The following is a 26,459-nucleotide window of genomic DNA, read 5'->3' on the forward strand; positions in this document are numbered from 1 at the left end:
ATGCGAAGTTAATGAAAGGAGAGAAATGAGTTTAAAGTTTAGGGTTTAAAGTTCAGAGTAGTCTCAGTTTTCAGTCGCAGTCGGCAGTCACAGTTTTCAGTCTCAGTCTCAGTGAGCAGATATGATTATTGAACTACAATTTTTCAATTCAACAATTTTTCAATTTAGCAGTTTAACATTGAAGCATTCCCGCATTTAAGCAATAAAGCATTTCCTTTAGCCCTTCAATCCATCAGTCCTTCAATGTTCAAGTAGGCAATTGGCATTATACAGTTGGCAGTCTCAGTGAACAGTTTTGTTTGTTAAACTACAATTTTTCAATTTAACAATCTTCCAATTCTTCCATAAAAAACGCCCCACCAACTGGCAGAGCGTTTTATATGTTTTTGAAAATCAATTCAATTAATCGTTGTCGCGACGCGGACGGAAGTCCCTGCTTTCGCCCCCACGGCTGTCTCTGCGGTCGCCCCCACGGTTATCGCGACGGTCGCCACCACGGAAATCTCTGCGATCTCCACCACGACGATCACCTCCACGGTCGCCACGGTTTTCTCTTGGCGGACGTTCTACATAACCTTCAGGTTTTGGCAGCAATACTTTGCGTGAAAGTTTCAGTTTACCGGTTTTTTCGTCAACACCGATCAGCTTCACTTCCATTTCTTCGCCTTCTTTGGTAAATCCTTCGGCTGATTCTACACGGGCCCAATCCATTTCAGACACGTGCAGCAAGCCTTCTTTACCCGGCATAATTTCGATGAAAGCACCAAACGATACTACCGATTTAACTTTTCCTTTGTAAACTTCGCCAACTTCAGGAAGTGCGGTAATGGCTTTGATTTTAGCTTTTGCAGCTTCAATCGGCTCTAATCCGGCACCTGAAATCTGTACATAACCAAGATCGTCTTTTTCTTCGATTACGATTACGGTTTGAGTTTCTTCCTGGATAGCCTGAATAACTTTTCCACCAGGTCCGATCACCGCACCAATCATATCTTTCGGAATCTGAATGGTTTCGATACGTGGCACGTTTGGTTTGTAATCCTCACGTGGTTCCGAAATCGTTTCCATCATTTTACCCAGAATGTGCATACGGCCTTCTTTGGCTTGTTGCAAGGCTTGCGACAGTACTTCGTAAGAAAGACCGTCAACTTTGATGTCCATTTGAGTAGCAGTGATACCGTCAGCAGTTCCGGTTACTTTAAAGTCCATGTCACCCAGGTGGTCTTCGTCACCCAGAATGTCAGACAGTACAGCAAATTTATCCGAACCTTTGTCGGTGATCAATCCCATGGCGATACCCGATACCGGTTTTTTAATTTTGATACCGGAATCCATCATGGCCATTGTACCTGAACATACTGTTGCCATCGATGAAGAACCATTTGACTCAAGTATGTCGGTAACAATACGTACTACATATGGGAATTCATCAGGAATCATATTTTTTAATGCACGAAGAGCAAGGTTACCGTGACCAATTTCACGACGACCCACTCCGCGAGGTGTTTTAGGCTCGCCAACACTGAAAGGAGGGAAGTTGTAGTGTAAGAGGAAACGCTCTTTTCCCTGGACGGTAACACCATCGATGATTTTTTCATCCATTTTGGTTCCCATGGTCACTGATGTAAGTGCCTGGGTTTCACCACGGGTGAAAATTGATGAACCGTGTGCTCCCGGAAGGTAATCTACTTCACCCCAAATTGGGCGGATTTCGTGAGTCTTTCTACCATCCAAACGTATGCCTTCGTCCAGAATCATCCGGCGCATGGCTTCTTTTTCTACATCGTGGTAGTATCTTTTAATCAGATTAACTTTTTTGTCAAGCTCTTCGTCTTCAGCATTTTCTGCTTTAAACTTTTCGATCCACTCATCGCGAAGGGTTTCGAAAGCTCCGTAACGTTCACTTTTGTTAGTGATCTGCTGTGTTGCAATTGCAAAACACTGTTCGTATAGCTCAGTTTTTACACGTTCGCGTAGTTCTTCGTCATTGTTTTCGTGCGAGTATTCGCGTTTAACAACTCCGAGTTCCGCAGCAAGTTCTTCCTGTACTTTACAATGTTTTTTAATTTCTTCGTGTGCCACTTTAATGGCTTCGAGCATAACATCTTCTGTTACCTCTTTCATTTCACCTTCCACCATCATAATGTTGTCGTGCGAAGCACCAACCATAATGTCGAGGTCGGCTTCAGCCAACTGCGTGTAAGTAGGGTTGATAATGAATTCGCCGTTTACGCGAACCACACGAACTTCTGAGATAGGGGTTGTAAAAGGTACATCAGAAACTGCAATTGCAGCTGATGCAGCAAGTCCTGCCAGTTGGTCAGGCATTTCGTCGATTCCTGAAGAGATTAGTGAGATCATCACTGCAGTTTCAGCGTGATAATCATCGGGGAAAAGCGGGCGTAGTGCACGGTCAACTAAACGTGCTACCAGAATTTCATCGTCGCTCGGACGGGCTTCTCTTTTCATGAATCCACCGGGGAAACGGCCCGCGGCAGAAAATTTTTCGCGGTAATCAACCGATACCGGCATAAAATCTACATCTTCTTTGGCTTCTTTGGCTGAAACAACCGTAGCCAGCAACATGGTGTCACCCATACGTACCACTACCGAGCCATCGGCTTGTTTTGCCAATTTGCCGGTTTCAATGGTAATCGACCTGCCATCTGCAAGTTCGATTGTCTTAACTGTTGCGTTTACCATAATTTCAAATAAATCTTTAAAGTTTAAATTACAACGGGTGGTGAGGTTTTGCAATTTACAAAAAAAGAAAGGCAATACCTATGCATTGCCTTTCAATATAATTTACTTACGTAAGTTCAATTCTTTGATGATCGCACGGTAACGTTCGATATCCTTCTTGATGAGGTAGTCGAGCAAGCTTCTGCGCTTTCCTACCAGTTTAATCAATGCACGACGGGTGCTGTGGTCTTTTTTGTTTTTCTTCAGGTGTTCTGTCAGGTGATTGATTCTGAATGTGAACAATGCAATCTGACCTTCTGCACTACCTGTGTTCTTAGCATCTTTGCCATGTTGGGCAAAAAGCTCCTGTTTTTTTTCGCTTGTTAAATACATTTTAAAAGAACTTTGTGTTATACAATGTTTAAGCCGTAGCATCGCGTTAAATAACAACAGCTTAAAATTAATTCGGCGCAAAAGTATATAAAAGATTTTGATTTACAAATAGATAATGCAAAGATATCAACATTGTTTTTAGCGGCAAGAACAAACGAAAATAAAGGAAAACAGGTGTTCATAACTATCGTACCAGACCCGGAGAACGCCCTGAATTTTCCTTATTCACTTTAAGTTGTTAATAACTAGCACTTTGAAAATCGCTAATTTTTTTAATGGTTTTGTAATATTGTAGTACCCTTATTTTTTATCATTAATTACAGTTGAGGGGGTGGTCAGAGGGCTACCCTTTTCTTTTTGTATATACTGGTTTTATCGGACATGTGAAACCCCACACGGACAAGCCAGAAAAGATTGATTATAGATTGAAAACAGATTGAAGTAGATTAATTCAATCCCATCAATCTCATCAATCCTTCAATCTTAATCCGGTTGAAAATATATTGCCGGATAGTACACGAGCTATATTGATGGTCCTATAATTCCAGGGTGGAATTAAAATTCACCGTGGCTCCCTGCTGCTCTAAAATGCTGGTCCACAGTTGTTCCGAAAGGTTGATCTTTTCGTCGTTTTCCGGATTTCGGGTAACCACAACAAAAATCTCAAACTCGCTTAAGTCGGGTAAAGCCGGACCATTTTTTGCCAGTTGGTCCAGGGTAAGCTCCGGATCTTCAGCCAGCTTTTCTATTTGTTGCTTCCAGTTCAATCCGTAAAAACTAAACAACTTGCTATTCTCTAGCATATCAGAATAAATGATCAGGTACTTTCGGTCAGCCTCATTTCTTTTCATTTTTAGCAGTTCGCGACTTACCTTTTGGTAGATCTTCGATGCGTCGGTTCCCCAGTCGGCATTTTCCAGAATTGTTGTAAACGATTCCTTTAGTTCGGTGCTGAAACGCTGCACTTCATCGCGCCGGTTAAGGGGATTTTCGCCCAGCATTCCGGTTTCAGCCGTGGCGATTTTTATGGTTTTCGATTTCGAATCAGAAACTTCGTTAATCAAGGAAAGTTTGATCTCGCCTCCCGAGAAGCCGTCACTTTCCTGGTCGAGCTTCATCAATTTCAGAAATTTAGGCAGGTTTTCGGTAACGAAATTGTCGTCTCTGAATTTTTCGTCGGTTACGTCGATCAGAACACAGACCTGTGTGTACTGTACTTCCTGTTTTTTACAGGATGAAAAAATCAAAACAAGAAGAAGTGCAATTATGGAATATTTAATCTTCATTTTGCCGGTATAAATTAGAAGTTCGTTCTACACAAATCAAAGGGTATCTTCGGGAAGTGGATTAGACGTCCTCTTTCCCAATTTCAATTGGCGATCTTTCGCTGAATTTTGAAAAATGTCCCTGAAGATCAGGAACGATTTCGCCCCACGATTTAGGCTGTTTATGGTTGTTTCGGAAGGTCAGGTTGGTATCGCGGTAGTTAAAGATCACCTCTTTGTAATGCGAGTTGATCTTGCGCTCCATTCCCTGGCAAAATGCAAGTATCTTATTATAGTTCCCCTCGATCTCTGTTTTTTGGGTTTTTAAAGCTTGCAGCTTGTTTTTCAGACTTTCAACTTTATCCGAAAATTCTTTCTGAATTCGTTTTCGCTCCGCATCATAATGCTCTTTTTCTGTTGACCGTTTATCGCTTACTTCTTTTTGAAACTTCAGAAACTGCTCTTCTTCCCGGTGGTATTTTTTATAAACGGTGGCAAATTCGTGGCTGCTGTCGTGAGCAAAAAATGACGCCATGGTTCCAACCATGAACAGGATAACTCCGATGGTAAAAAAGGTCCACTGATCAAGAAAAAGCTGACTTTCCTGTACTCCGAGTTCAGAAAGATAATTCGTTCGCAGAAGTGCCGTGAAGTAACTGATGGTTCCCACAGTTAAGAACAAGGCGATAAACACAAAGGGATAAATGCTGCGTTCTTTGGCTTGTTTTAAAACTTTACCCGCAGCGTGTGCCAGAAAGGGGAGTGTGATCACCAAAACGCCGGCCATGATCAAGGTGAGCAACGGAGTTTCGCGGAAGGAAATAAATACCTGGTTATTCAAGGGAAATTCGGCAATGCCAATACCAAACAACAGTAAAATATATGCCCAGTATGGTCGGAGCTGAATGTTCAGTTCCTGTCGATTGTGCTTCTCAGTAATCTGTTCCCAGCGGGCTTTTATTTTTTCGAAACGTTTTTTCCCATCCTGATAATGCGGTGAATTTTCAATGTCCTTCACTGTATCCAGATGATTCGTGTTTAATTCATTCAATTGTTTATTTTTTGCTGATTCAGCTTCATTAATCAGGACTTCAATTTTATCGGAGTCAAGTTCTCCGAGTTCCTGTTCAACCGATTTCAGCTTTTTTTTGCTTAAATCATTTAAAGCTTGTTGACCGGTCTGGTACAAAGCTTCCACTTCGGCCTGGTACTTGCTCCGGATCTCGTGTTCTACCGGCGTGGTAAAATCATCATCAACGGCGGGCAGGTTACGTTTACCGTCTTCTTCGCCTTTTTCTTTGATTTTATGCAACTGCTGGCGGTGGTTTTCGGCCAGTTTACTTTCGAGGGTTGACTGGTATTCTATTAAAAAATTATCTGCTTCCATGGCTTTATGGTTTTAGATGCGTACTGATTAAAACGATTATCCCAAGTTTAAAGTATTCAAATGCAGTGAAATACACGAGTTATTTCGTTTAACCATTTTAAAACATCGATGAAATGATACGGTACTTCGACAAAATTGTTGAGGAAAACCTGTGGAGGACAATTTCAGTACAAATGAAATGAGGCAGACATTAAACTTTTAAGGCATAAGTAGGTCAAACAGAAATACACGTGAATTATGGCAGCTGATTCTCTTTTTTCAAAACTAATAACCTGGCTGAAATCACCTGAAGTTTTTGGGAGTATTACGAAAAAAATACCCGGTGAGTGGCGCCTGTATGAATATTATATTGATTTGGAGGAAAGCCTGATCAATCTGAAAGAAGAGGATTTGAAGATCAACAAGGAATCTTTGTTGATAGCTTTCGACGAGGAAGAACAGTTCTTTTTAGAGGCTAGTCTTCCACTGTCGCTTTTCAAAAATCTTGGTAAAGGAAGTTGGAGCGTTCAACGGAACTATATTACACTTATCGATCCTGAGAACTTTAGAAACAATCTTGAATTTCAGTTTGCATTTGAAAAGGGCAACCTGAAATTGCTAAAAAAGGATAAGGCTGGGAAGATTGAGTTTTTTGGATTCTTTCGTTCCGCCCAAAAAACGCCTAAGTAACATCCGACCTTTTGGCAGAATATTCCTCGAATTCACTGTTTTCAACAATTTCCTGCATGCGTTGCACGGTTTGCCACACTTCGGTGAAAGTGGTATACAGGGGTGTAAATCCGAAACGAAGGTTGTCCGGTTCGCGAAAATCAGGAATCACCTTTATTGCTGAAGATCTTGGATGTATCAGCGCCTGGCAGATCCGGTAAGCCTCGGGATGCTTTAGTGCGATGTGCGATCCTCTGTTGCCGGGATCTGTCGGAGATCCTAATTCAAAACCAATTTGGCTGAGCTGCGATTCTACAAGTGACAGGAAGAAATCTGAAAGTTGAATGCTTTTTTTGTGTATGTTTTTTATTCCTGCCTCGTTGATTATATCAAGACCCGGTTCTATGGCCATCAGGTTGAGTACCGGCGGGGTGCCCGAAAGGAACCTTCGAATGCCGGGAGCCGGACGGTAATTCAGATCGAATTCAAAAGGTTGGGCATCGCCAAACCATCCCTGTATGGGTGAATGGAGTTTCTCCTGCAGATCGTGACGAACAAATAAAAAAGCAGGCGAGCCCGGACCGCCATTCAGGTATTTGTAGGTGCAGCCCACTGCCAAATCAACATTGTTTTGGTTGAGTTTGATTTCAACGGCACCTGCAGCATGACTAAGATCCAGTAGCACAAGCGCACCCATTTTATGAGCGTACTCTGTAATTTCATCGAGCTGATACATAAAAGCGCTTTTGAATGCTACCAGCGACAATACTACCAATGCAGTGTTTTCAGTAATTTTCGATTTTATCTCGTCTGTTACAATGCTTATGTTGTCGTTTGATCCGGCAAGCCCGAGTGTGTATTTTGGCCCAAATTCCCTGATCAGTCCCTGCAAAATATACAGGTCGGTTGGGAAATTAAGGACATCACTTACAATAGTTGTTTTCTCTTTTTGATATTTCAGGGCGGCATGTGCCAGTTTGTAGATGTTTAGCGAAGTGCTGTCGGAAACGATAACTTCACCCTTTGTAGCGCCGATTATAGGAGCGATCTTGTCGCCCAAATGAATCGCCTTTTGGTACCAGTGGCGGTTCCAGCTTTCTATCAGTTCGCGGCCCCATTGATTTTCCACTACATCAGAAATTAAGGCTTTGCTTTTTAGCGGAAGGCGGCCCAGCGAGTTTCCATCCAAATAAATTGTGCTCTCAGAATCAATATAAAACCGTTTTCTGAAGTGATATAAAGGATCCTCCTTGTCGAGTTTTTCAGCTATGGTTTTGCTTTGGTTCGTGGTCATCTATTTTTGGTTTTCCAGTATTTCGATGGCTCCAGTTAGTATTTTTTCAACCCAGCGCCGGTACATTTCTCCTGATGGGTGCAGACCATCACTTGCCACAAGAGTTTCATCGTTTAATGCTTCGCGCGATATGGCTGTTATTCCGACATAGCGAACATTGGCCTGCTTTGACTCCTCCATGTTGATCGCATTGAATTGATCGATTTCTTTTGCAATCTTATCAGAATCTCTCATTTTCCCGAATGGTGTAACTCCGTAGTCGGGGATAGAGATGACAATAACATGTTGTGGCTGCTGGTTTGCCAATTCAACAGCGGTTTTCAGAAGGTCTCTGAATTCGCCTCGGTATTCATCTGCACTTCTGCCGCGGTATTGATTATTTACTCCAATCAACAAGGTTACCAGGTTATATGATTTTTCTAAAGATTCATTTTGGATGGCTTCTGCAAGTTTATCGGTTGTCCAGCCAGTGCGTGCCACAATCTTTGCAGGTTTTATACGAAATCCCTTGCCTTTTAATTGCTCTGTCAATTGAACCGGAAAACGTTCATTCTCGGTAACACTTTCACCGATAGTGTATGAATCTCCCAAGGCGAGATAAGACAAGGTTGAATCAACATTTTCAGTAGTAAAATCTGGCTTCGGTTGCTCAATCATTAGTAAACAATTTTCTGAATTGGAACAGGCCAGTCCTGCAAAAAACAAAAGAATAAAAAGTATCCGGTCCATGTATTAAAATGTTTTACGTGCTTAACACCATGTTTCGGTTTAAAGTTGAAGAAAGCCCCCGTAAATATACGGAGGCTTTACTATATTTTCTGCTGTTGTATCAGCTTAATCGAGTTCCAGTGGTTTGTATTCCTTAAACAGGGATATTTGTGTTTCTTCCACTTTAGTTCTAAATCCGGGCCATGTATTTTCATAGAAAGCATTGATGGCATCTACTCCTTCCCTGATTTTGAGCTTAGCAAATTCGGTCAATCTTTCCTCGGTTGCTGTTGGCATTCCGGGACGTGAAGTGATCTGTCGGATGGCCATAAAAACTTTGCCATTTACATACTTATCGTAATCACGTGAAGTGATTCCCTGTGCATTCAGGTCCTGTTTGCCAAAAATCATATCCTGTATTGCAGCAATGGAATCCTGAACCGCTTTTACCTCTTTTTGCAGTGCTTTAATTTCATCACCCTCCAATCCTTTTAGCTGCGTAGAGATTTTATCAGTGACGCTTTTGCTTTCAATAAGGCGTTCAGTTCCGTTGTAAAGCACTTCAAGGTTTTTGGTCAATTCATCCACCATGGCATTTTGGGCCAGCATTACTTCATCCGATTTCGGAACTCTTGGATCCATAACAACTTTTAATTCGGTTGAATCTTTTAAGTCCTTGTATTCTGCCACAAGTTTGTAAGTTCCCGGAAGGACTGTTTTAGAGCTTCTGCTTCTACGCATGTACCTGCTCAATTCTCCTTCCTGTCCACCTCTGCGTGGCATCTTCAGATCTCCGCTATCCAATCTCCAGCGAACAATGTTCAGTCCGTTTTCCGGAATCATATCAACTGTTTTAACCAGGGTGTTTTCTGCATCGTAAACGTAAACTTTTAGCGAATCGGCTTTTGCTCCGCCGCGACGACCTCTGCTCTCACTATCCGATTCTTTTTCTTCCTTCTCTTCTTTTGCAACCAGCACTTTTATTTGCGCTCCGGTTGGCTTGTTCTCGCCCGAGAAAATAGCATCAGCAGGGAAATGTGATCCCATATTTGATAGTTCTCCATTCACGATTATGGCATTATTTGGTTCGAAAATTGCCAATTTTTGATCCAGGATTTCCCCGGAAGTAGCTGCTGTTTTTCGTAAAGGACGAATATCGTCGAGGATGTATATTGAACGGCCAAAGGTTGCAATGACAAGGTCAGCTTCTCTCTCCTGAATTGCAAGATCCATTGTTGAAACGGCAGGAAAACCGTGACTCCATCTTGTCCAGCTTTCGCCTTTATCAATACTTACCCACAAACCATGCTCTGTTCCCATGAAAACCAGGTTTGGTTCAACCGGATCCTGCAGAATTGTTAGTGTGTACCCAAAAACTTTATCATCGTTTACAATTCGTTTCCATGTTTTTCCGAAATCGTTAGTTAAGTATGCGTAAGCGGTAAAATCACCACGGCGATAATTATTGGCAACAACCCAGGCTGTTCCGGCGTCGTATGTTGAAGCGCGAACCTGGGGAATCCAGCTTGCTTCCGGAAGACCCGGCAGTTTGTTTACGTTGGCCCAGGTTTTGCCGCCGTCGCGTGTTACTTGCAGGTTTCCGTCATCAGTACCCACCCAGATCACATTTTTATCCAATTTACTGGGGGCGATGGTCAGAATGCACGTGTGATTTTCTGCTCCGGTAACATCAAAAGTTAATCCTCCACTTTCGCTAAACTTTTGTTTGGTGGTATCGTTGGTAGTCAGGTCGGGTGAAATGATTTCCCAGGTCAAACCCTTGTCGGTACTTTTGTGAACGAATTGCGAACCAAAGTATATGGTGTTGTTATCATTTGGATCCTGAGCCATGGCGGCATTCCAGTGGAACCGTAGCTGGGTGTCCATTTCGGGAGCAACCGGTTTGATGGAATAGGTGTTCCCGGTTTTTGAGTCGTATCTTCCAACATTGCCCTGTTGCGACATAGCGTATCCCCACCTGGCATCATCAGGGTCCGGAATAACATCAAAGCCATCACCAAACATTACTTCCAGCCACATCTGGTTAAGAATACCTCCGGTTTGATAAATATAACCCGGGCCTTTCCACGATCCGTTATCCTGCATTCCTCCGTAAACGTGGTAAGGCAGTTCGTTGTCAACATTAATATGGTAAAACTGACCAACAGGCAGATTCTCTACAAAACGCCAGGTTTTTCCATAATCGTACGAAATATTCATCCCTCCATCGTTGCCCTCTATCAGATGTGCCGGATTTTCGGGATTGATCCACATAGCGTGGTGGTCGGAGTGTGTCCCGCCTTCAATGGAAGTGAAGCTGCGTCCGCCATCTTCACTCATAGTAATTCCGGTGTGCAGGCTGTACAAGCGGTTGTGATCTTTAGGATCGGCATAAATTTCACAATAGTAGAACGGCCGGTTGCCGATTTCACTCTTGTCGTTTATTTTTTTGAAATTTTTTCCTCCGTCGGTTGATTTATAAAGGGCATTCTTTTTCGATTCAATAAGCGCATAAACCACATTCGGATTGCTGGGGGCAATGGCCAGTCCCATTCTACCCAGATCACCATCCGGAATGCCATTGTCTTTCGAAGTCAGTTTGGTCCAGTTTTTTCCTCCGTCCTGAGTCACGTACAAACCGGAACCCGGTCCACCTGATGTGAAGAACCACGGCCAGCGGTGATGTTCCCACATGTTCACAAAAAGTTTGTTCGGATTGGTAGGATCCATGATCATTTCACCAACTCCGGTTTTTTCATCCACGTACAGGATCTTTTCAAAAGTATCACCTCCGTCAGTTGTTTTGTACAAGCCGCGTTCGGAATGTTCGGCATAAGGATTTCCGATTACTCCGATATAAGCTACATTTTCGTCACGTGGATCAAGCAAAATACGGTGGATATTTTTTGTTTTTTCGAGACCCAGCAATTTCCAGGTTTTTCCGGCATCCATCGATTTGTACAAACCTCCACCTATATTAATCGAGTTTCGGGGATTGCCTTCTCCGGTTCCTACCCAGATAATATCGGGATTTGACTGACAGATTTTGATTGCCCCGATATTGATAAGCTTTTCATCATCGAAAATGGGATTCCAGGTTATTCCTCCGTCTTCCGATTTCCAAACGCCACCTGAGGCAGCTCCGGCATAAATAATGTCGGGATTGGTAACAACGGCATCAATTGCAACAATCCGGCCACTCATTCCTGCTGGACCGATACTTCTGGCTTCCATACTTTCCAGCTTATCGATATCAAGCTTTTGTGCTGACAGCGAAAATCCAAAAAGCGTACAAAGGATGATCAAAGAAGTAAACTTACTTCTTACATTAAACAGCAATTTTTTCATTTTAAAGGTAATTAATTGTGGTTTTGCAATTCTTTCCCTAAAAATAGCAATGTTTTTCTAAAAGCATAAAAGCCAAAACACGAAGTTGTGTTCCGGCTTAAATTTGTAGCAAATTGCAATAAGTGCTGATTAATGCATTGGTTGGTTAGCAGCTTTGTAAACTTCCAAAGCAGCAGGAAAAGGTTGAAGGGCACGTTCAAAAATTCCAAGCGAGTAGGCAATAGTGAGGCCGTAGTTGGTAATTGGAACCTTGGCTTGTCGCGCTTTCATAATGCGACTCAGCATTTCTCGGCGGTTCCACATGCAGGCACCGCAGTGAATGATCAGTTTGTAGTCGGAAATATTGGCCGGGAAATCGTGTCCGCGAATACTGTCTATCTCCAGTTTGCCGCCAACATACTGTGTTAACCAGCGTGGTATTTTTACGGTTCCAATGTCTTCGCCGATAGGATGGTGTGAACAGGCTTCGGCAATCAGCACCTTGTCGCCGGTTTTGAGTTTATCTATGGCCATCGCGCCTTTCACCATTTCGAGCAGGTCGCCCTGGAAGCGCGCAAATAATATTGAGAACGAAGTCATTGGGATTTCGTGTGGAGTATCGGCAGCAACTTTTAAGAATGCCTGCGAGTCGGTAACTACCAGCTTGGGTGGAGTGTTAAAACGTGAAATCGCTTCACGCAGTTCCCGCTCTTTTACTACAAGCGTGAAAGCATCGTTGTCGAGCAAGTCGCGTATGCTTTGTACCTGCGGTAGAATCAGCCTCCCTTTTGGAGCTTCTTTATCGATAGGTACCACCAGAACAGCCAGTTCGCCTGCTCCAACCAGGTCGGCAAGAATAGTTGGGCGTTCAATAAATTCTGCCGGTGCCGAACGCAATAACAATTGTCGGAGATCGGAAATTCCGGTTCCTTTCAGTACAGAAGTTTGAACGTATTTAATTTTAACGGAATCAAGTGTTGAAGCAATCGAAAGATCTTCGGAATGAATATCGGTTTTATTAAATACGATGATGAAAGGGATGTTCCGGTCTTTGAGCTCGCCCATAAGCCTTTCTTCGTATTTGCCCCAGTCCTGGAAATTAGATACAATTACACCCAGATCGGTTCGGTCGAAAACAGCCAGTGTTTTGGCTACTCGTTTTTCGCCGAGATCGCCTACATCGTCAATCCCTGCTGTGTCGATAAATAGCACGGGGCCGAGAGGAAGCAGCTCCATTGGCTTTTCAACCGGATCGGTTGTTGTGCCGGCCACCTCGGAAACAATCGAGACATCCTGTTGCGTAAGTGCATTCAAGATACTTGATTTGCCGGCATTTCTGCGGCCAAAAATCCCAATATGTAAACGAAATGTTTTTGGTGCTCTCATGTCTTCCTGTTTTCCGTGGTGAAAGTAAGCAATCAAAGTATTTCAAGCAACGAAAAACAAAAAAAGGGTGCAAAAGCACCCTTTAATATCTTAATTAGATGGCTGTTAATTCCCTCCGCCACAACATTTTTTTGTAGTGGTAGCCTTCTTTTCTTCGCCACAAGTTTTTCCACTGGCTGCGCAGCTTTTCTTTTGTGCCTCGCTGCAACCGGTAGATTTTTTAGCATCGGTAGCTTTTTCTGCACTTTCTGCTTTCTTTTCGGTTTTTTTCTTTTTCTCTTTATCTTCTTCAGAAAATGCAATTTGGCTGTTGTCGTCAGCAACAATGCTCACTTTGGTCTTTTCAGTAACGATTGTTTTTGCTGAAGTGTTAGCCATTGATACTCCGTAAGCTACAATCAGAGCAAGTACAAGTAGGATCTTTTTCATCATTTTAAATGTTAAAGGTTAATATGAAATTATTAATAACTATTGTTCAGTATTAAATAAAATATTGATTTTTAGCCGATTGAAAGATAAGATTTTTTCAATTAAAATGACAACTCAAAAGTACATAAACGAAAAAACCGTTTGTCAGTTTATGACAAACGGTTTTTGTATATAATCAAGGATATTCGTATCCTTATTTTCCTCCGCAACCACCGCCGCTTTTAGCTTCAGCAGTTTTTTTAGTGTCGCAACCTTCACCTTTAGCTGCTGATTTTTCGCCAGCACATCCTTCTGATTTGGCAGCTTTTTCACCACCACAACCTTTAGCTTCAGATTTTGCCTCAGCTTTGGCTTCGCTTTTCGCAGCTTTTTTCTCTTTTTCTTTTTCTACTTCGCTTTTCGCATCATCGGCAACAATTGTTACATTATCATTAATTGCAACAACAGGAGCTTGTGTCATTGCCATTGATACTCCGTAAACTGCAACCAGGGCTAATACAAATAGTACTTTCTTCATGATTTTAATTTTAAAGTTATAAAATAATTATATAGCTATTTATCTTAATTTGCAACAAGATAGAAAATCTCGATCATAAAATCCAAATAAATATTAAGATATTTTAATCTGAAAAATCAAATATTTCATAAAATACTGATTATCAGAGGTAGTGTGATTGTTAATGGCTTGTTAATAGAAGGGATTATTTAGTTTCCCAGTCGGCAAACCTGTTCAGGAGTGATCAGTTCTTCGAATTCTGAAGCAGTCATAATCTTTAATAGAAGAACTGATTCTCTGATTGTTATCTTTTTAGATTTGGAGAGAGCCGCAACTTCGCTGGCTTTTTTGTATCCTATTTTTGGAATAAGCGCTGTAATTGAGGCCGTTGAATTTTCAACCTGTTGTTTACATATTTCTTCATTCGCAATTAGCCCGGAAACACACTTTTCGCTAAATATCTTGCTGGCGTTCGATAACAAAGTTAGTGATTCGAGAAGCGAGTCGGCAATCAGCGGCATGAATTGATTCAGTTCCAGGTTGCCTGCACTGCAAGCCTGTGCAATAGCCTGATCGTTGGCCATCACTTTTATGGCAGCCTGCGCAACTGCTTCGGGAATTACCGGATTCACTTTCCCCGGCATAATCGACGAACCGGCCTGCATTTCAGGCAGTGAGATTTCACCCAGACCTGCGTCGGGGCCACTCGACATGAAACGTAAATCGTTACTTATTTTAAGAAGATTGGTCGCACAGGCTTTTAGAATGCCTGAGACTTCCACAAAAACATCGGCGTTCTGCGTGTTGTCGATCAGGTTTTCACTACGGGCGAGACCGATATTTGTATTTTCGCGGAGTTTGTCAACTACCTGAAAGATAAATTTCTTAGGTGCGCCCAAGCCGGTACCGATGGCTGTTCCACCAAGATTAACCACCCGTAGTCTTTCTTCGCATTTGTAAATTCGCCATCGGTCGCGGTTAAAAGCTTCGGCATAAGCACTCATTTCTCTTCCAAGCGTTGTTAACACAGCATCCTGCAACTGAGTACGGCCGATTTTTACAATGTGGGCAAATTCTTTTTCCTTTTGCTGAAAGGCTTCCTGAAGCGCCAAAACTTGCTGCTCCAGTTCGCGAAGCAAGCGGATGGCTGCAACTTTAAACGCGGTGGGGTAGGTGTCGTTGGTACTTTGGTGAAGGTTGATATCATCAAGCGGAGAAATGAGGTCGTAATTTCCCGGTTCTTCACCTAAGATTTGTAATGCCCGGTTTGCGATTACCTCGTTCACGTTCATGTTGGTAGACGTGCCTGCACCGCCTTGTAAGGCATCAACAACGATGTATTCTTTCAAGAGCCCCTGCGCCAATTCGGAACAAGCCTGCCCGATGGCAGAAGTCTTTTCAGGATCTTTCCAATACGCAAGTTGCGAATTGGTTTGTGCACAGGCCAGTTTTACTTCGCCGTAAGCTTTAATTAATTCATGATTTATTTTCTGATTGCTGATCGGAAAGTTCTCAACCGCACGGGCAGTATGGATTCCCCACAACATGTCTGCCGGAATTTGTTTGGTGCCTAGTAGATCTTTTTCTTCCCTCGTTTTGACCATGATTAACTTGATTTTGGGATTACATGATTTTGTTGAATTCTTGCTCAATGCTCAAAGCACAAGGCCATATTAACAGTACACATCATCTCTTCCGGCTTCTACTCGCTTCACCAGTTTTTCGGCTCGTTGACGTGCAATGCCATTCATTTCTGCAATGTTTTTCTGAATAAATTCATCACCTACAGCTACCGTATTAGGGCTGGCAAAGTTCTGCAGGTATTCCTTAAACGAACTTAAAGCGTTAGGAGCACAGTGCAGTTTGATGTCGCCGGGTTTTGCCAGGTCCATAAAATCTTGACCGGTTCTTCCCATCCGGTAGCAGGCTGTACAAAACGACGGTACATAACCCATCGAAGCGACGTCACGAATAACTTCGTCGAGTGGGCGGTGATCGCCTAGGCTGAACTGCCCTGAAATTGCATCATCTTCTTCATAACCTCCCGGATTGGTTTTGCTTCCGGCGGAAATCTGACTAACTCCCAGCGCAAAAGTTTCGCGGCGCATTTTGGCTGTTTCGCGGGTCGACATGATAATGCCGGTGTAAGGAACTGCCAGACGCAGAATAGCTACAATTTTTCTAAAGTCGATATCGGAAACAGGGAAAGGCGGATGCGAAGCCATATCGCTGTTTGTCGCAGGTTCCATTCGCGGAACGCTGATGGTATGCGGCCCAACACCAAACTTTTCTTCCAGTTCGTTAATGTGTTGCATCATGGCCAGCATTTCGAAACGGTAATCAAAAAGTCCGAAAAGAACTCCGATTCCTACATCGTCGATGCCGGCTTCCATTGCCCGGTGCAAGGACCAGACGCGCCAGTTGTAATCACGTTTTTTGCCGCCAACGTGAACCTTTGCGTAGGTTTCGCGGTGATAGGTTTCCTGGAAGATCTGATAAGTTCCAATATTCTCCGCCTTTAATTGTTTAAACTCATCAACGCTTAACGGAGCTACATTTACATTTACACGACGAATTTCGCCATGCTCCGATTTTACGCCATATACGGTACGTACCGAATCCAACACGTATTGAAGTCCTTCTTTGGGGTACGACTCACCGGCAACCAGCAAAATTCGTTTATGCCCCTGCTTGATCAGTACTTCCACTTCGCGTGCAATGTGCTCCTGCGACAATGCATGCCGGTCAATTTCCTTGTTCGTGGCCCTAAAAGCACAGTAAAGGCATTCGTTGGCGCAAAGGTTCGAAATGTATAAGGGAGCGAACAGAACCAGACGCTTTCCGTAAATGGTTTCCTTAACGTGATTGGCTGTGTTGAACAATTCAGCCAGCATTTCCGGATCGCTAATACAGGTCAGCACGGCAACATCTTCGAGGCTGAGCCCCTTCATTTCTTTCGCTTTTTCAAGCACTTCCCTGATTTTGGCAGCATCCGGATTTTTATTGCTTTCCAGCGTTTCCCAAATTTTTTGTTCGTTGATATAATCGGCTTCTATTTTGTACATGGTAGTTGAAAATTTTAAAGTTAATCGTTCGAGGCTCTGTGAAATTTCATCCCCCTAATCCCCCTTCAAAGGGGGAAGCGATCCGTCATTTGACGGAGAGCGGGGGATGATTGAATACTTTTTCATATCTGTTTTGTTTATCGCTATTTTTTTGCTAATCCTGATTTTACCGAAACCCCTGGAATCGATCCCAGTTTCCCGGTCAGTTTTCCAAGTTCGTCGGTGGTTGAATCGATCACCAGTGTGATTACTGAAGTATTTTCTTTAATGTGGGGTAGTCCGGTGCGGGCCAGAATGAGGTCAGAAAAGTCGCTTAACACCGTATTTACAATACCGGCGCATTTTTCACGATCTTCAATAATAATTCCCACAAAACCTAATCGTTTCATTTATTTGAGTACTGAGATTTCAGTTCTGAGTATTCAGACTAAAAATCGGTTCATAAATAATTTCTGCGGGAATAGTGGAGATACAGGAATAAAAAGACTTTTGCCTTTTTACCTCATACATCTTGTGTTGTTCCCCCTAAAGTCAGCTATTGCCTTCCCGCAGGATTCGGGCGTAAAGGTAAGTTAAAGAGCCTCAATTTTATATGAGAATTATCTTTAAATGCTATGTTGTTTAATATTAATTTGAAATGATAATGTTTTTTGAACTTACTGATTTGCCATCGATAATTAACGCCACCCGATAAATTCCGTTTGGCAGAGCACCTAAATCGCTTCGGGCAAGACTAACTTTTATAAATTCATCAACAATGTTATTTATTTCTACGGTTTTAAGAAGATGCCCATTCATGTCGAAGAAATACAGTTTTTTATTAAAGAGTAAATCTTCTGTATCGATATGCAACCACACTTTAAAGTCTAGCTTAGCCGGATTTGGATAAATCCTGTTGATATTCGATCTTGACTGTTCAGCTTCCGACTCTTTGAAAGACATGGCATCAGCCGAGTACAAGCCGGTTGCGTAGTTTCCTCCAACTGCCAAATCGCCAACTCCTTCGGGCAGGGGTAAAGGCTGTGTTACCGTTGTAACTGAATCTCCCGTATTCCTTATCAACGAATCGATTGCGATAAATGAAGTGTATCGTGTCAATAGATTGTATTTCAATCCGAGTTCTGTGATTATCGCTTTAAGCTCTTCATTATTACTATTGCTTACGCCACTGTAATCGTCGAGTCGTTGAATAAGGTATCGTGCCCATAAATATTTAAGTGCTTCGTTTTCCGGATCCGGGGAGTAGTCGGTAATATTAAGGCGCTGGAAAAAGTTACTGGTTCCCGTTTGTCCGGAAATTTCAACGTAGCCTGTCGGATTTCCCGTCCATTTACCAAAAGTAATGATCGGACGTGCGGCAAACACATCAGGAATCGTTAAGGGTTCAACATCGTATACATTAAAATTATTGTAATTGATCTCAATATTGGTAAGAACTGGTGTCTGTATGTACTGTCGGAACTTCTCCGATTGCACCAGCGCTTCATCTTCATTCAAAATAACAAAAGGTTCGCCCATCCCAACATGTGCAATTCCTTCAATGAGGTAGCGGTTTACCGAGCTGCCTATTCCAAATGCAAAAAAATTGGCTTCCGAAAGGTTATTTCGAATCAGGTCGAATGCTTCCTGCTCTACACTCACATAACCATCAGTGACTATAACGAAAGTTCTCGAAAAATCTTCAGTGCCAGGTAAGGCCAATGCTTTCTGAAGGGCAAGTAACATGTTGGTACCGCCACTCCCGTCCTTATTGTTAATTACATCAAGGGCTTTGTCTATATTTTCCTGAGTGGCGTCCAGTGAATGATCTGCAAGTGTTTGTGTGCCACCTGCAAAACAAATAACATTGAATTTATCCCCGGGACTTAAATTTGAAATCAGGTCGGTTAAAAGAATTTTGGAAATATTTATAGGAAAACCATTCATCGATCCGGAAACGTCCATGATAAATACATATTCGCGAGGTGGAATATCTCCTGCAGTTGGTGATTTCGGAGGTTGAATCATGGTCAGGAAGAAATTTTCATCTTCACCTTCGTAAAGCAACATCCCTGAACTCAGGCCTTCACCCGAAAGTACATACCGTAACACAAAATCTTTGTTTCCCGACTTCTTTTCACTTTCGGGAAGCCGGCACCGGGCGCTGTTATCCGATAAATAATCGATTTCAAGGTTTGAGTGTGAAGGTGAGCTGATTTCCTGAATTGGCATTCCGGCATTTATTGTTGTGCTAATGTCGAAGTCATATGTTGGAGCTTCTCCCTCATGTGTATAGGGGATTTCAATCCACGAACTGTCTCCTTCGTGCGAAAGTTCTGCATACCGGGGACCTACAACGGTTGGATAAACAAATTCGTAAACACCTTCAAGCGGCGTCAGTAGTTCAGTATATCGCATTTCAATGTTGATGGTATCTCCGGGAAGTATGTTCGCTACATTCATCTGAAAAACATTTGGGCGTTGTTGTTCAAGAAGCGTGGTTGTTTTACCTTCTTCTTTTGCCTCTTCATACTCTTCTCTGGCTTGTTCTTTTTCGCGTATTTCTGCTTTTAATATTCTGCCACCCAACTCCATCTGCATAAAATAAACGGCTGCTTTGGTCGATGCCGGGAAAATATAGATAGCCTCAAGCGGCTTTTCGCCAACGTTGCAATAAGTTTGTTTTACGGTAACATCGGCAATTACTCCACTTATTATGACATCGGCAGAGGTCGCTTTTAACGGAAGCTGGTCAACAGTTCCATCATCGGATTTTACAAAAAAGAAGGGTGAGGACGTTTGATCGGTGACGGAATCTTGCTCTTGTGCTTTGAGTTGAACAGTAAGCGTTACGAAAAGAAGAGCGAGTAAGGTTGGGATAGACCTTGTTAACATTAATGTTTTCATTTTTATTGGTTTAAAAGGTATTTGAAAGAAAGATGCAAGAACGTGATAAATGGTTGCGTATTCGCTTTTTGTCGTTTAAAACGAACATTTGACCAATAAAGATATTTAAAACATTTTAAACTGAATTGGAATCTTATCTTTTTATAATCGCATTGTCGATTACTAGCTGAAGAGTCAGAAAATGAATGAGATCAAACAGGTAGTTACGATTTCAGGCGAAGTACGAATCGAACTTATAAATCTCCGCAGAAAGTTCAAATAACAACAACATCTTTTTGCTACAAAATTGCTTTGTAAAAACAAACAGCCGATGAAGGACAAAGTGCAGAATATTCAGATGTCGATTGAATTTCCGAAGGGCATAAATCACGCGAAATCTCCTGATAATTTAATTGGCTGAAAAATGATTCCGCGGTAGTTGTTAACAGGTACAGTCTCTGAATATTAAGTTCTTTAGCCTTGTTCTCGAGAAAGGTGATAATCTGTTTTCCAAGGCCCTTTTTTTGATGATCGGGATGAACGGCTACAGACCTCAGCAAAGCCACCGGCTTAATAATTTCCAATGCGCCAATGGCGATTAACTGTTCGTCTTTCGTTATCCCGTAAAAAACTACCGGTGCTGTTTCCAGGTCAGAAACCGGCAAATTATGCGATTCTAACAGGGTTGCTATTGAGGTTCGGTCGCTGTTGTTTAATTTCAGAATCTCATCCATTAGCTTAATGGTTTTGTCGCTTCTATGTAAGCCGAAACAATCCGCTCATTCAAATTATTGTTTTGAGGAGTAATTTTAATATTTACGAATCCCGAATTTTCCAGCATGTTCGTTAGGCTATCAATTGAAGATGCTCCAGATATACAGGAACAGTAAAGATCCATGTTACGTTTGTCTTCTTCAGCAATCTCGCCAAGGCTTACCGGATCGGAAATGGCGAGTCGCCCACCGGATTTTAAAACGCGGAAAGCTTCGTTGAAAACCTGTTGTTTCTCCGGAGAAAGATTGATCACGCAATTCGATATGATTACATCTGCAAAATCATTGCCAACCGGAAGGTGTTCTATTTCTCCCAGGCGGAATTCAACATTGTTTGATTCGATTTTAGTCGCATTTTTTCGTGCTTTGGCAATCATGGCCTGAGTCATATCAACTCCAATTGCTTTTCCTTTTTTACCCACTTTCCCGGATGCAAGAAACACATCGAATCCAGCTCCGCTTCCCAGATCAACTACTGTTTCCCCTTCTTGCAGGTTTGCAATCGCAATTGGATTTCCGCTACCCAGGCCGAGATTTGAATTTTCAGGAACTGCTCTAATATCATCCTCAGTATATCCAATTCTTAATGATTGGAGATCAATATTGTCGTGGGTAATGCAGCAAGGTTCGCTTTCGCTGGTTGTGCAACATCCGTTTTGCAATTCAACACTTGAATTAGCTATTCTGCTGTATGCTTTTTGTACAGTTTCCCTGATTTCATTTTCATTTTTCATGATCTTCATTTTTTTATTCATATGGTAGACGGGGAAAAATGAAATCGGACACAGGTTGAAGCTACTTTTAGCATTTTTTACAAACCGGGGCATTACGATGATAGTCGATAATGTTGCCGTAAACGTCCACATGAAAGGTACAGCAATCAGTAAGACTTTTCTTCAACGCTTGTCGTCCACGGTGAACACGGGCCCGTGCGTTGGTGTAACTGATGTTTAGTTTTTCTGCAACTTCACCAATCGACAATCCGTTTAATTCCGATAATACCACGGCCTCTTTATAATTCTCAGGCAGCCCATCGATGTACAATCCAATCCAGCTTTCAGCTTCCTTCATCGATGAATTGTCTTCAGGTTCATCTTCCTCTGATGTAACATAATGAATTTGTTTGTCTTCCTTTTTCTGTAAACGGAAATGATCGATAATGGTGTTACGTGCAATTTGATACATCCAGCTTTTAAGCTTTTCAGAATCTTTCAAAGAATCTATCTTATCCAATATCTTCAGAAAGACTTCCTGCAAAATATCCTCCGCCTCAATCGGATCTTTTGTTCTTTTTCGAATAAAGTCAAGCAGTTGGTCGTGATGTTCTTTCCAGATATGGTTGATTTCGTCGTTCATAATAATCCATATAAAATTAGAATATTTAATTTGCTTTAGATGCTAATAGCAAACGCTATCTATTTCTGTTGACGGAAAAGTGATGTTTTGGATACACCAAAATTAGAAACTAAGTAATAAAAATGTTAATGGCGAAACATATTTTGAAAGTAACACATGGTAAATTTCTATCTTCGCAGCGTGAATAATTTTCAGGAAATATTAAAGCGAAAGACCTTTTCAAAGGAAGAGCTGATTGTTTTAATCCGATCAAAAGGCGAGGAGCGAATCCAACTTTTAAAACGGTCGCAGGAGGTTAAAAACCGCGAGGTAGGCAACAAGGTCTATTTTCGTGGACTGATTGAATTTTCGAATATCTGCTCGAAAGATTGTTTGTACTGTGGCATTCGTAAAGGCAACGAAAAAGTGCTGCGCTACCATGCAAAAGACGAGGAGATTCTGGACGCCTGCCGCTTTGCCTGGAAAAACGGATTTGCTTCGGTGGTGCTGCAATCGGGCGAATTGTCGACACCGGCATTTGTCGACCGCGTGGATAAGCTGCTGAAAAAGATTAAGCAACTTTCGAATAACGAGCTTGGCATCACTTTAAGCTGCGGTGAGCAAACGCTGGAAACGTACAAGCGTTGGTTCGAAAGTGGGGCACATCGTTATTTGTTGCGCATCGAATCGAGCAACCGTGAGCTTTATTATAAAATTCATCCCAAAAACGACGATCATTCGTTTGAGAAACGAATTGAAGCGCTTGGATTTTTAAAGGAAGCCGGTTACCAGGTGGGCACAGGAGTTATGATCGGACTGCCTTTTCAAACCTATGAAGACCTGGCTAATGATCTCTTGTTTATGAAAAAACTCGACATCGACATGTGTGGAATGGGGCCTTACCTCGAGCATGAAGATACGCCGCTTTACCAATACCGGAATATGTTGATGAGCAAACAGGAACGGTTTAACCTGGCACTAAACATGGTTGCTGTACTGCGTTTACTGATGCCCGATATTAATATAGCTGCAGCAACCGCTTTGCAGGCCATCGATCCGGCCGGGCGTGAAAAAGCACTGGCTGTTGGTGCCAATGTGATCATGCCTAATCTGACTCCCTGCGAATACCGCGAAGAATACCAGTTATACGAGAACAAGCCTTGTTTGGATGAAGACGCAGAATTATGTCGTAATTGTCTGGAAGCCCGGATTGAACTGGCAGGCGCTGAAATTGGTTACAACGAGTGGGGCGATTCCAGGCATTTTATAAAGCGAATGCAAACCGGCAAATAATTGTCGAATTAGTCCAAGCTCGATTACAATCAGTGAATCCGGATTCCTGCATTTACGCCAATCCAGAACCGAAGGTTGGTATTGCCATTAGTTTTACTCCAGATTGAATAAGGCGGAAAATCGGAACCAATCTTGCCATTTTTATTCACATAATCCGAAACCATCAGGTTAAACGTTGGTCCGGCGTAAAACTGAACGTGCTCGTTCTGGCCTCCGGCAAAAGTCAACTTTAATTGTTGTAGCCCATTGTAGGCGTCAGTCCACTCCGTACCCTCGTTTATCTGGTACGAAATGGCTTCGAGATTTACCTTGAAATCAGTATTTTTCACAAGGTGAGTCCCGATTCCGTAACCCACACCCCAGCGAAAATCGTTGAGAAACTGCGTGCCAATTGCAAAAATATTGTAGAACCGGTCGACCCCGAGTTTTAACGATGCAGTGGTATTCAGACCTTCGCTAAATCCAATTTCAAATTCATGAAATCCATTTCGAACTATACTTAAAACACCTATCGGAACTCCGCTAACCACACTGTCGGCAACATTTAAAACCGATAATTGAAGTCCTTCTACTTTTTGCGCAACGTTTAGTATTCCGGCAATTTGAGCTCCATGCACATATTTTGTTGCATTAACAATCCCGGCTGCCTGAAGTCCGCGAACACTTTTCCCGGCGTTGACAATTCCCGCCAGCTGTGCACCGTTCACATCGCGAAGGGCAAAGTTTACAATACCGGCAAACTGCGCACCGTTTAACTCCTCGGCATAATTTACGATTCCGGCTGCCTGGATCAGGTTTGAACTACCCATGGTATAATTAACAATTCCGGCTCCCTGGAAAATTTGAGAACTGCCAATATTAACATTGCTTATTCCTGCAAACTGAAAAGCATTTGCATTGCCCAGGTTAACATTTGAAATACCTGCCCACTGAAAACCGGTTACATCAGCACCGGTATAATTGGCGATACCTGCCCATTGAAAGCCGTTCACAAAATCGCGGTTCAGGTTGGCAATACCTCCAAATTCGAATCCCCTGACAGCGGAATGATATCCGGCCAGAATGTTGAATGAAACCGTATTAATGGTATTGATTGAATTGGTCCCGTTTGTTCCAATCGGCGTGATCAGTGTAATTTGGAGCTTGGCTTCTTTTAAGGTTCCGGTACTTTGAGCTCTGCCCTGAACAACGAGAAGTGCCGTAAGCAGGAGTATGAGGATAGAAATTTTCATAACGATGGTTAAGTTGTAAATTTACGCAAACTGATTCATTTATAGTTTATTAATTGATGCAATACATTAATTACATCAAGTTCTATCCTAAAAGACAAGGCAATAAACAAGAGGTTGCATTTTGAAGGGATTAATTATCAGATTTTTTGTGAGGAACAGGCTATTTAGAATTCCAGCCTGTCGTAACCGGACTAGTTAAATGGTGTGCTGCTCTTATTCACAATCCGGTTGTAGTTGTCGATGGCTACAAAATAGTTGGGGTCTTCCAGTACATTCACATCGCAAATTTTTTCAGCCCGTTTCACCAGTTTGATACAATCCTTGCTGAGGTGGCGTAAATGGATGGTTTTACCAACTTTCTGGTAACGCTCGGCCAGTTTGTTGATCGCTTCAATGGCCGACTGATCCATAATACGCGATTCCTTAAAATCTACGATTACTTCGTCCGGATCGTTTTGAACATCAAATTTAGATTGGAATAAGGTAGTAGATCCGAAAAACAAGGGGCCAAAAATTTCGTAATGTTTAATGCCGTGTTCGTCAACGCTTTTGCGGGCCCGAATGCGTTTGGCGTTTTCCCACGAGAAAACCAAAGCTGATACAATTACACCGGCCAAAACTGCAATGGCCAGATCGAAAATAACCGTAAGCCCGGTTACCAAAACAATCACAATTAAATCGGACAAAGGAATTTTATTGATGATGTTGAAAGTACTCCAGGCAAAAGTTCCGATTACTACCATGAACATCACACCAACAAGTGCCGCAATCGGGATCATTTCAATATAGCTTGATGCGAACAGGATAAACATAAGCAACATAACAGCTGCAAAAATTCCTGACAAGCGACCGCGCCCACCGGATTTAATGTTGATAATACTTTGCCCGATCATGGCACAACCACCCATACCGCCAAAAAATCCGTTAACAATGTTGGCAGTTCCCTGCGCTACACACTCGCGGTTTCCACTTCCGCGTGTTTCAGTGAGTTCATCTACAAGGTTCAGTGTCATCAGCGACTCGATCAAACCAACTGCGGCAAGAATCAGCGAGTAGGGAAGAATCAGTTTCAGTGTTTCAATATTGAATGGAATTACAGGCACATTGAAAGTGGGGAGACCTGCTTTAATGCCTTCTCCTCCGCCCGACTGTATAAATGATTTAACGGTTTCAGTTTCAATATTTCCAAAAATAACGATGGCCGAAACAACCAATATTCCGACCAGGGCTGCAGGAATGGCTTTGCTCAATTTGGGGAGGAAATACATAATTGCCATTGTTAATGCTACCAGCCCGAGCATTGTGTACAGCGGGGTTCCGCTTAACCATTCGCCTCCTGCCTTAAACATGTTCAGTTGCGACAGAAAGATTACAATTGCCAGACCATTCACAAAACCCATCATTACCGAATGAGGAACCAAACGAATAAACTTTCCGAGCTTGAAAACACCAAACAGGCTTTGTATTGTTCCGGCAAGAATGAGGGCTGCAAAAAGATACTGCAAGCCTTGCATATCGCCCATTGCGTTTCCTTTTTGTACCAGGCTAACCATCACCACTGCCATGGCTCCGGTTGCCCCGGAAATCATACCCGGGCGGCCACCAAAAATAGAAGTCACCAGGCCCATCATAAATGCACCGTACAAACCAACAATGGGCGAAACACCTGCTACAAAAGCAAATGCTACTGCTTCGGGTACCAACGCCAGCGACACGGTTAATCCTGAAAGGATATCATCTTTAATGGTTCCTTGTTTTTTATCTATAAACTGAAATTGAAACTTCATGGTAACTTATTTTTTCGGGAGAATTCTTGCTTATTCGTATTTGGTCTAAATAATTCTCTGAATGAGCGCGCGAAAATAGGGCATAATCCCGGAA

The 26,459-nt window shown here is 42.5% G+C and carries 21 protein-coding genes; 2 read left to right on the forward strand and 19 right to left on the reverse strand.

The genetic code is table 11. From position 1 onward, the window contains the following. Positions 1-402: 402 nt before the first annotated feature. The 4 genes from pnp to HFD85_RS03400 all read right to left on the reverse strand — a co-directional run bounded on the left by pnp (position 403) and on the right by HFD85_RS03400 (position 5,727). Positions 403-2,703, reverse strand: coding sequence for a polyribonucleotide nucleotidyltransferase (pnp, locus tag HFD85_RS03385; protein ID WP_167605193.1), 2,301 nt, complete (start codon positions 2,701-2,703; stop codon positions 403-405). A gap of 102 nt (positions 2,704-2,805) precedes the next feature. Further along, positions 2,806-3,075 (reverse strand): 30S ribosomal protein S15, encoded by a 270-nt coding sequence (gene rpsO, locus HFD85_RS03390; RefSeq protein WP_167605194.1) that lies wholly within the window; start codon positions 3,073-3,075, stop codon positions 2,806-2,808. A gap of 536 nt (positions 3,076-3,611) precedes the next feature. Next, complete coding sequence (locus HFD85_RS03395; protein ID WP_167605195.1) at positions 3,612-4,361, reverse strand: hypothetical protein; 750 nt, start codon at positions 4,359-4,361, stop codon at positions 3,612-3,614. A 61-nt stretch (positions 4,362-4,422) separates the two neighbouring features. Next, positions 4,423-5,727 (reverse strand): DUF4153 domain-containing protein, encoded by a 1,305-nt coding sequence (locus HFD85_RS03400; protein WP_167605196.1) that lies wholly within the window; start codon positions 5,725-5,727, stop codon positions 4,423-4,425. A 237-nt stretch (positions 5,728-5,964) separates the two neighbouring features. Between HFD85_RS03400 and HFD85_RS03405 the strand changes: the two genes are divergently transcribed. Then, entirely contained in the window at positions 5,965-6,396 is a 432-nt protein-coding gene (locus HFD85_RS03405; RefSeq protein WP_167605197.1) for a hypothetical protein, read from the forward strand. On the opposite strand, the gene kynU is transcribed toward HFD85_RS03405, so the two are convergent. The 13 genes from kynU to sigZ all read right to left on the reverse strand — a co-directional run bounded on the left by kynU (position 6,389) and on the right by sigZ (position 22,074). Then, positions 6,389-7,669, reverse strand: a complete 1,281-nt coding sequence (gene kynU / locus HFD85_RS03410; RefSeq protein WP_167605198.1) for a kynureninase — start codon at positions 7,667-7,669, stop codon at positions 6,389-6,391. The two genes, HFD85_RS03405 and kynU, sit on opposite strands and share 8 nt — an antisense overlap. Then, the gene (locus tag HFD85_RS03415; RefSeq protein ID WP_167605199.1) at positions 7,670-8,398 is read right to left on the reverse strand and encodes an SGNH/GDSL hydrolase family protein; all 729 of its coding nucleotides are present in this window, start codon (positions 8,396-8,398) and stop codon (positions 7,670-7,672) included. A 105-nt stretch (positions 8,399-8,503) separates the two neighbouring features. Continuing rightward, positions 8,504-11,725, reverse strand: coding sequence for a WD40/YVTN/BNR-like repeat-containing protein (locus HFD85_RS03420; protein ID WP_167605200.1), 3,222 nt, complete (start codon positions 11,723-11,725; stop codon positions 8,504-8,506). Between the two features lie 129 nt (positions 11,726-11,854). Further along, a complete protein-coding gene (hydF, locus tag HFD85_RS03425; protein WP_167605201.1) occupies positions 11,855-13,090 on the reverse strand; it encodes a [FeFe] hydrogenase H-cluster maturation GTPase HydF in 1,236 nt (411 codons plus the stop codon). Between the two features lie 105 nt (positions 13,091-13,195). Further along, positions 13,196-13,519 (reverse strand): hypothetical protein, encoded by a 324-nt coding sequence (locus tag HFD85_RS03430; protein ID WP_167605202.1) that lies wholly within the window; start codon positions 13,517-13,519, stop codon positions 13,196-13,198. A 193-nt stretch (positions 13,520-13,712) separates the two neighbouring features. After that, a complete protein-coding gene (locus HFD85_RS03435; RefSeq protein ID WP_167605203.1) occupies positions 13,713-14,036 on the reverse strand; it encodes a hypothetical protein in 324 nt (107 codons plus the stop codon). 188 nt (positions 14,037-14,224) lie between these two features. Further along, the gene (locus HFD85_RS03440; protein WP_167605204.1) at positions 14,225-15,619 is read right to left on the reverse strand and encodes an aspartate ammonia-lyase; all 1,395 of its coding nucleotides are present in this window, start codon (positions 15,617-15,619) and stop codon (positions 14,225-14,227) included. 69 nt (positions 15,620-15,688) lie between these two features. Continuing rightward, on the reverse strand, positions 15,689-17,080 hold the full coding sequence (hydG, locus tag HFD85_RS03445; protein ID WP_167605205.1) for a [FeFe] hydrogenase H-cluster radical SAM maturase HydG: 1,392 nt from the start codon (positions 17,078-17,080) through the stop codon (positions 15,689-15,691). Positions 17,081-17,223: 143 nt separating this feature from the next. Continuing rightward, positions 17,224-17,469, reverse strand: coding sequence for a TM1266 family iron-only hydrogenase system putative regulator (locus HFD85_RS03450; RefSeq protein WP_167605206.1), 246 nt, complete (start codon positions 17,467-17,469; stop codon positions 17,224-17,226). 238 nt (positions 17,470-17,707) lie between these two features. After that, positions 17,708-19,966, reverse strand: coding sequence for a VIT domain-containing protein (locus HFD85_RS03455; protein WP_167605207.1), 2,259 nt, complete (start codon positions 19,964-19,966; stop codon positions 17,708-17,710). A gap of 278 nt (positions 19,967-20,244) precedes the next feature. Next, positions 20,245-20,679 (reverse strand): arsenic resistance N-acetyltransferase ArsN2, encoded by a 435-nt coding sequence (arsN2, locus tag HFD85_RS03460; protein WP_167605208.1) that lies wholly within the window; start codon positions 20,677-20,679, stop codon positions 20,245-20,247. Continuing rightward, entirely contained in the window at positions 20,679-21,452 is a 774-nt protein-coding gene (gene arsM / locus HFD85_RS03465; RefSeq protein WP_206081848.1) for an arsenite methyltransferase, read from the reverse strand. Before arsM ends, arsN2 begins: the two co-directional genes overlap by 1 nt. A gap of 67 nt (positions 21,453-21,519) precedes the next feature. Beyond that, positions 21,520-22,074 carry an RNA polymerase sigma factor SigZ gene (gene sigZ, locus HFD85_RS03470; protein ID WP_167605210.1) on the reverse strand — a complete coding sequence of 185 codons (555 nt, stop codon included), beginning with the start codon at positions 22,072-22,074 and terminating at the stop codon, positions 21,520-21,522. A gap of 156 nt (positions 22,075-22,230) precedes the next feature. On the opposite strand from sigZ, the gene hydE reads away from it, so the two are divergent. Then, complete coding sequence (hydE, locus tag HFD85_RS03475) at positions 22,231-23,346, forward strand: [FeFe] hydrogenase H-cluster radical SAM maturase HydE (RefSeq protein ID WP_167605211.1); 1,116 nt, start codon at positions 22,231-22,233, stop codon at positions 23,344-23,346. Between the two features lie 29 nt (positions 23,347-23,375). Here hydE and HFD85_RS03480 read toward each other — a convergent pair whose 3' ends face one another. After that, entirely contained in the window at positions 23,376-24,578 is a 1,203-nt protein-coding gene (locus tag HFD85_RS03480) for a hypothetical protein (protein ID WP_167605212.1), read from the reverse strand. Between the two features lie 191 nt (positions 24,579-24,769). After that, a complete protein-coding gene (locus HFD85_RS03485) occupies positions 24,770-26,365 on the reverse strand; it encodes a SulP family inorganic anion transporter (RefSeq protein WP_167605213.1) in 1,596 nt (531 codons plus the stop codon). Between the last annotated feature and the right edge of the window lie 94 nt (positions 26,366-26,459).

The sequence above is a fragment of the Maribellus sediminis genome (genome assembly GCF_011799805.1).
GTDB lineage: Bacteria > Bacteroidota > Bacteroidia > Bacteroidales > Prolixibacteraceae > Draconibacterium > Draconibacterium sediminis_A.

Bases quoted from the DNA above. Each gene is read 5' to 3' on its own strand.
- pnp (WP_167605193.1), bottom strand. From the start codon at position 2,703: ATGGTAAACGCAACAGTTAAGACAATCGAACTTGCAGATGGCAGGTCG.
- rpsO (WP_167605194.1), bottom strand. From the start codon at position 3,075: ATGTATTTAACAAGCGAAAAAAAACAGGAGCTTTTTGCCCAACATGGC.
- HFD85_RS03395 (WP_167605195.1), bottom strand. From the start codon at position 4,361: ATGAAGATTAAATATTCCATAATTGCACTTCTTCTTGTTTTGATTTTT.
- HFD85_RS03400 (WP_167605196.1), bottom strand. From the start codon at position 5,727: ATGGAAGCAGATAATTTTTTAATAGAATACCAGTCAACCCTCGAAAGT.
- HFD85_RS03405 (WP_167605197.1), top strand. From the start codon at position 5,965: ATGGCAGCTGATTCTCTTTTTTCAAAACTAATAACCTGGCTGAAATCA.
- kynU (WP_167605198.1), bottom strand. From the start codon at position 7,669: ATGACCACGAACCAAAGCAAAACCATAGCTGAAAAACTCGACAAGGAG.
- HFD85_RS03415 (WP_167605199.1), bottom strand. From the start codon at position 8,398: ATGGACCGGATACTTTTTATTCTTTTGTTTTTTGCAGGACTGGCCTGT.
- HFD85_RS03420 (WP_167605200.1), bottom strand. From the start codon at position 11,725: ATGAAAAAATTGCTGTTTAATGTAAGAAGTAAGTTTACTTCTTTGATC.
- hydF (WP_167605201.1), bottom strand. From the start codon at position 13,090: ATGAGAGCACCAAAAACATTTCGTTTACATATTGGGATTTTTGGCCGC.
- HFD85_RS03430 (WP_167605202.1), bottom strand. From the start codon at position 13,519: ATGAAAAAGATCCTACTTGTACTTGCTCTGATTGTAGCTTACGGAGTA.
- HFD85_RS03435 (WP_167605203.1), bottom strand. From the start codon at position 14,036: ATGAAGAAAGTACTATTTGTATTAGCCCTGGTTGCAGTTTACGGAGTA.
- HFD85_RS03440 (WP_167605204.1), bottom strand. From the start codon at position 15,619: ATGGTCAAAACGAGGGAAGAAAAAGATCTACTAGGCACCAAACAAATT.
- hydG (WP_167605205.1), bottom strand. From the start codon at position 17,080: ATGTACAAAATAGAAGCCGATTATATCAACGAACAAAAAATTTGGGAA.
- HFD85_RS03450 (WP_167605206.1), bottom strand. From the start codon at position 17,469: ATGAAACGATTAGGTTTTGTGGGAATTATTATTGAAGATCGTGAAAAA.
- HFD85_RS03455 (WP_167605207.1), bottom strand. From the start codon at position 19,966: ATGAAAACATTAATGTTAACAAGGTCTATCCCAACCTTACTCGCTCTT.
- arsN2 (WP_167605208.1), bottom strand. From the start codon at position 20,679: ATGGATGAGATTCTGAAATTAAACAACAGCGACCGAACCTCAATAGCA.
- arsM (WP_206081848.1), bottom strand. From the start codon at position 21,452: ATGAAAAATGAAAATGAAATCAGGGAAACTGTACAAAAAGCATACAGC.
- sigZ (WP_167605210.1), bottom strand. From the start codon at position 22,074: ATGAACGACGAAATCAACCATATCTGGAAAGAACATCACGACCAACTG.
- hydE (WP_167605211.1), top strand. From the start codon at position 22,231: ATGGTAAATTTCTATCTTCGCAGCGTGAATAATTTTCAGGAAATATTA.
- HFD85_RS03480 (WP_167605212.1), bottom strand. From the start codon at position 24,578: ATGAAAATTTCTATCCTCATACTCCTGCTTACGGCACTTCTCGTTGTT.
- HFD85_RS03485 (WP_167605213.1), bottom strand. From the start codon at position 26,365: ATGAAGTTTCAATTTCAGTTTATAGATAAAAAACAAGGAACCATTAAA.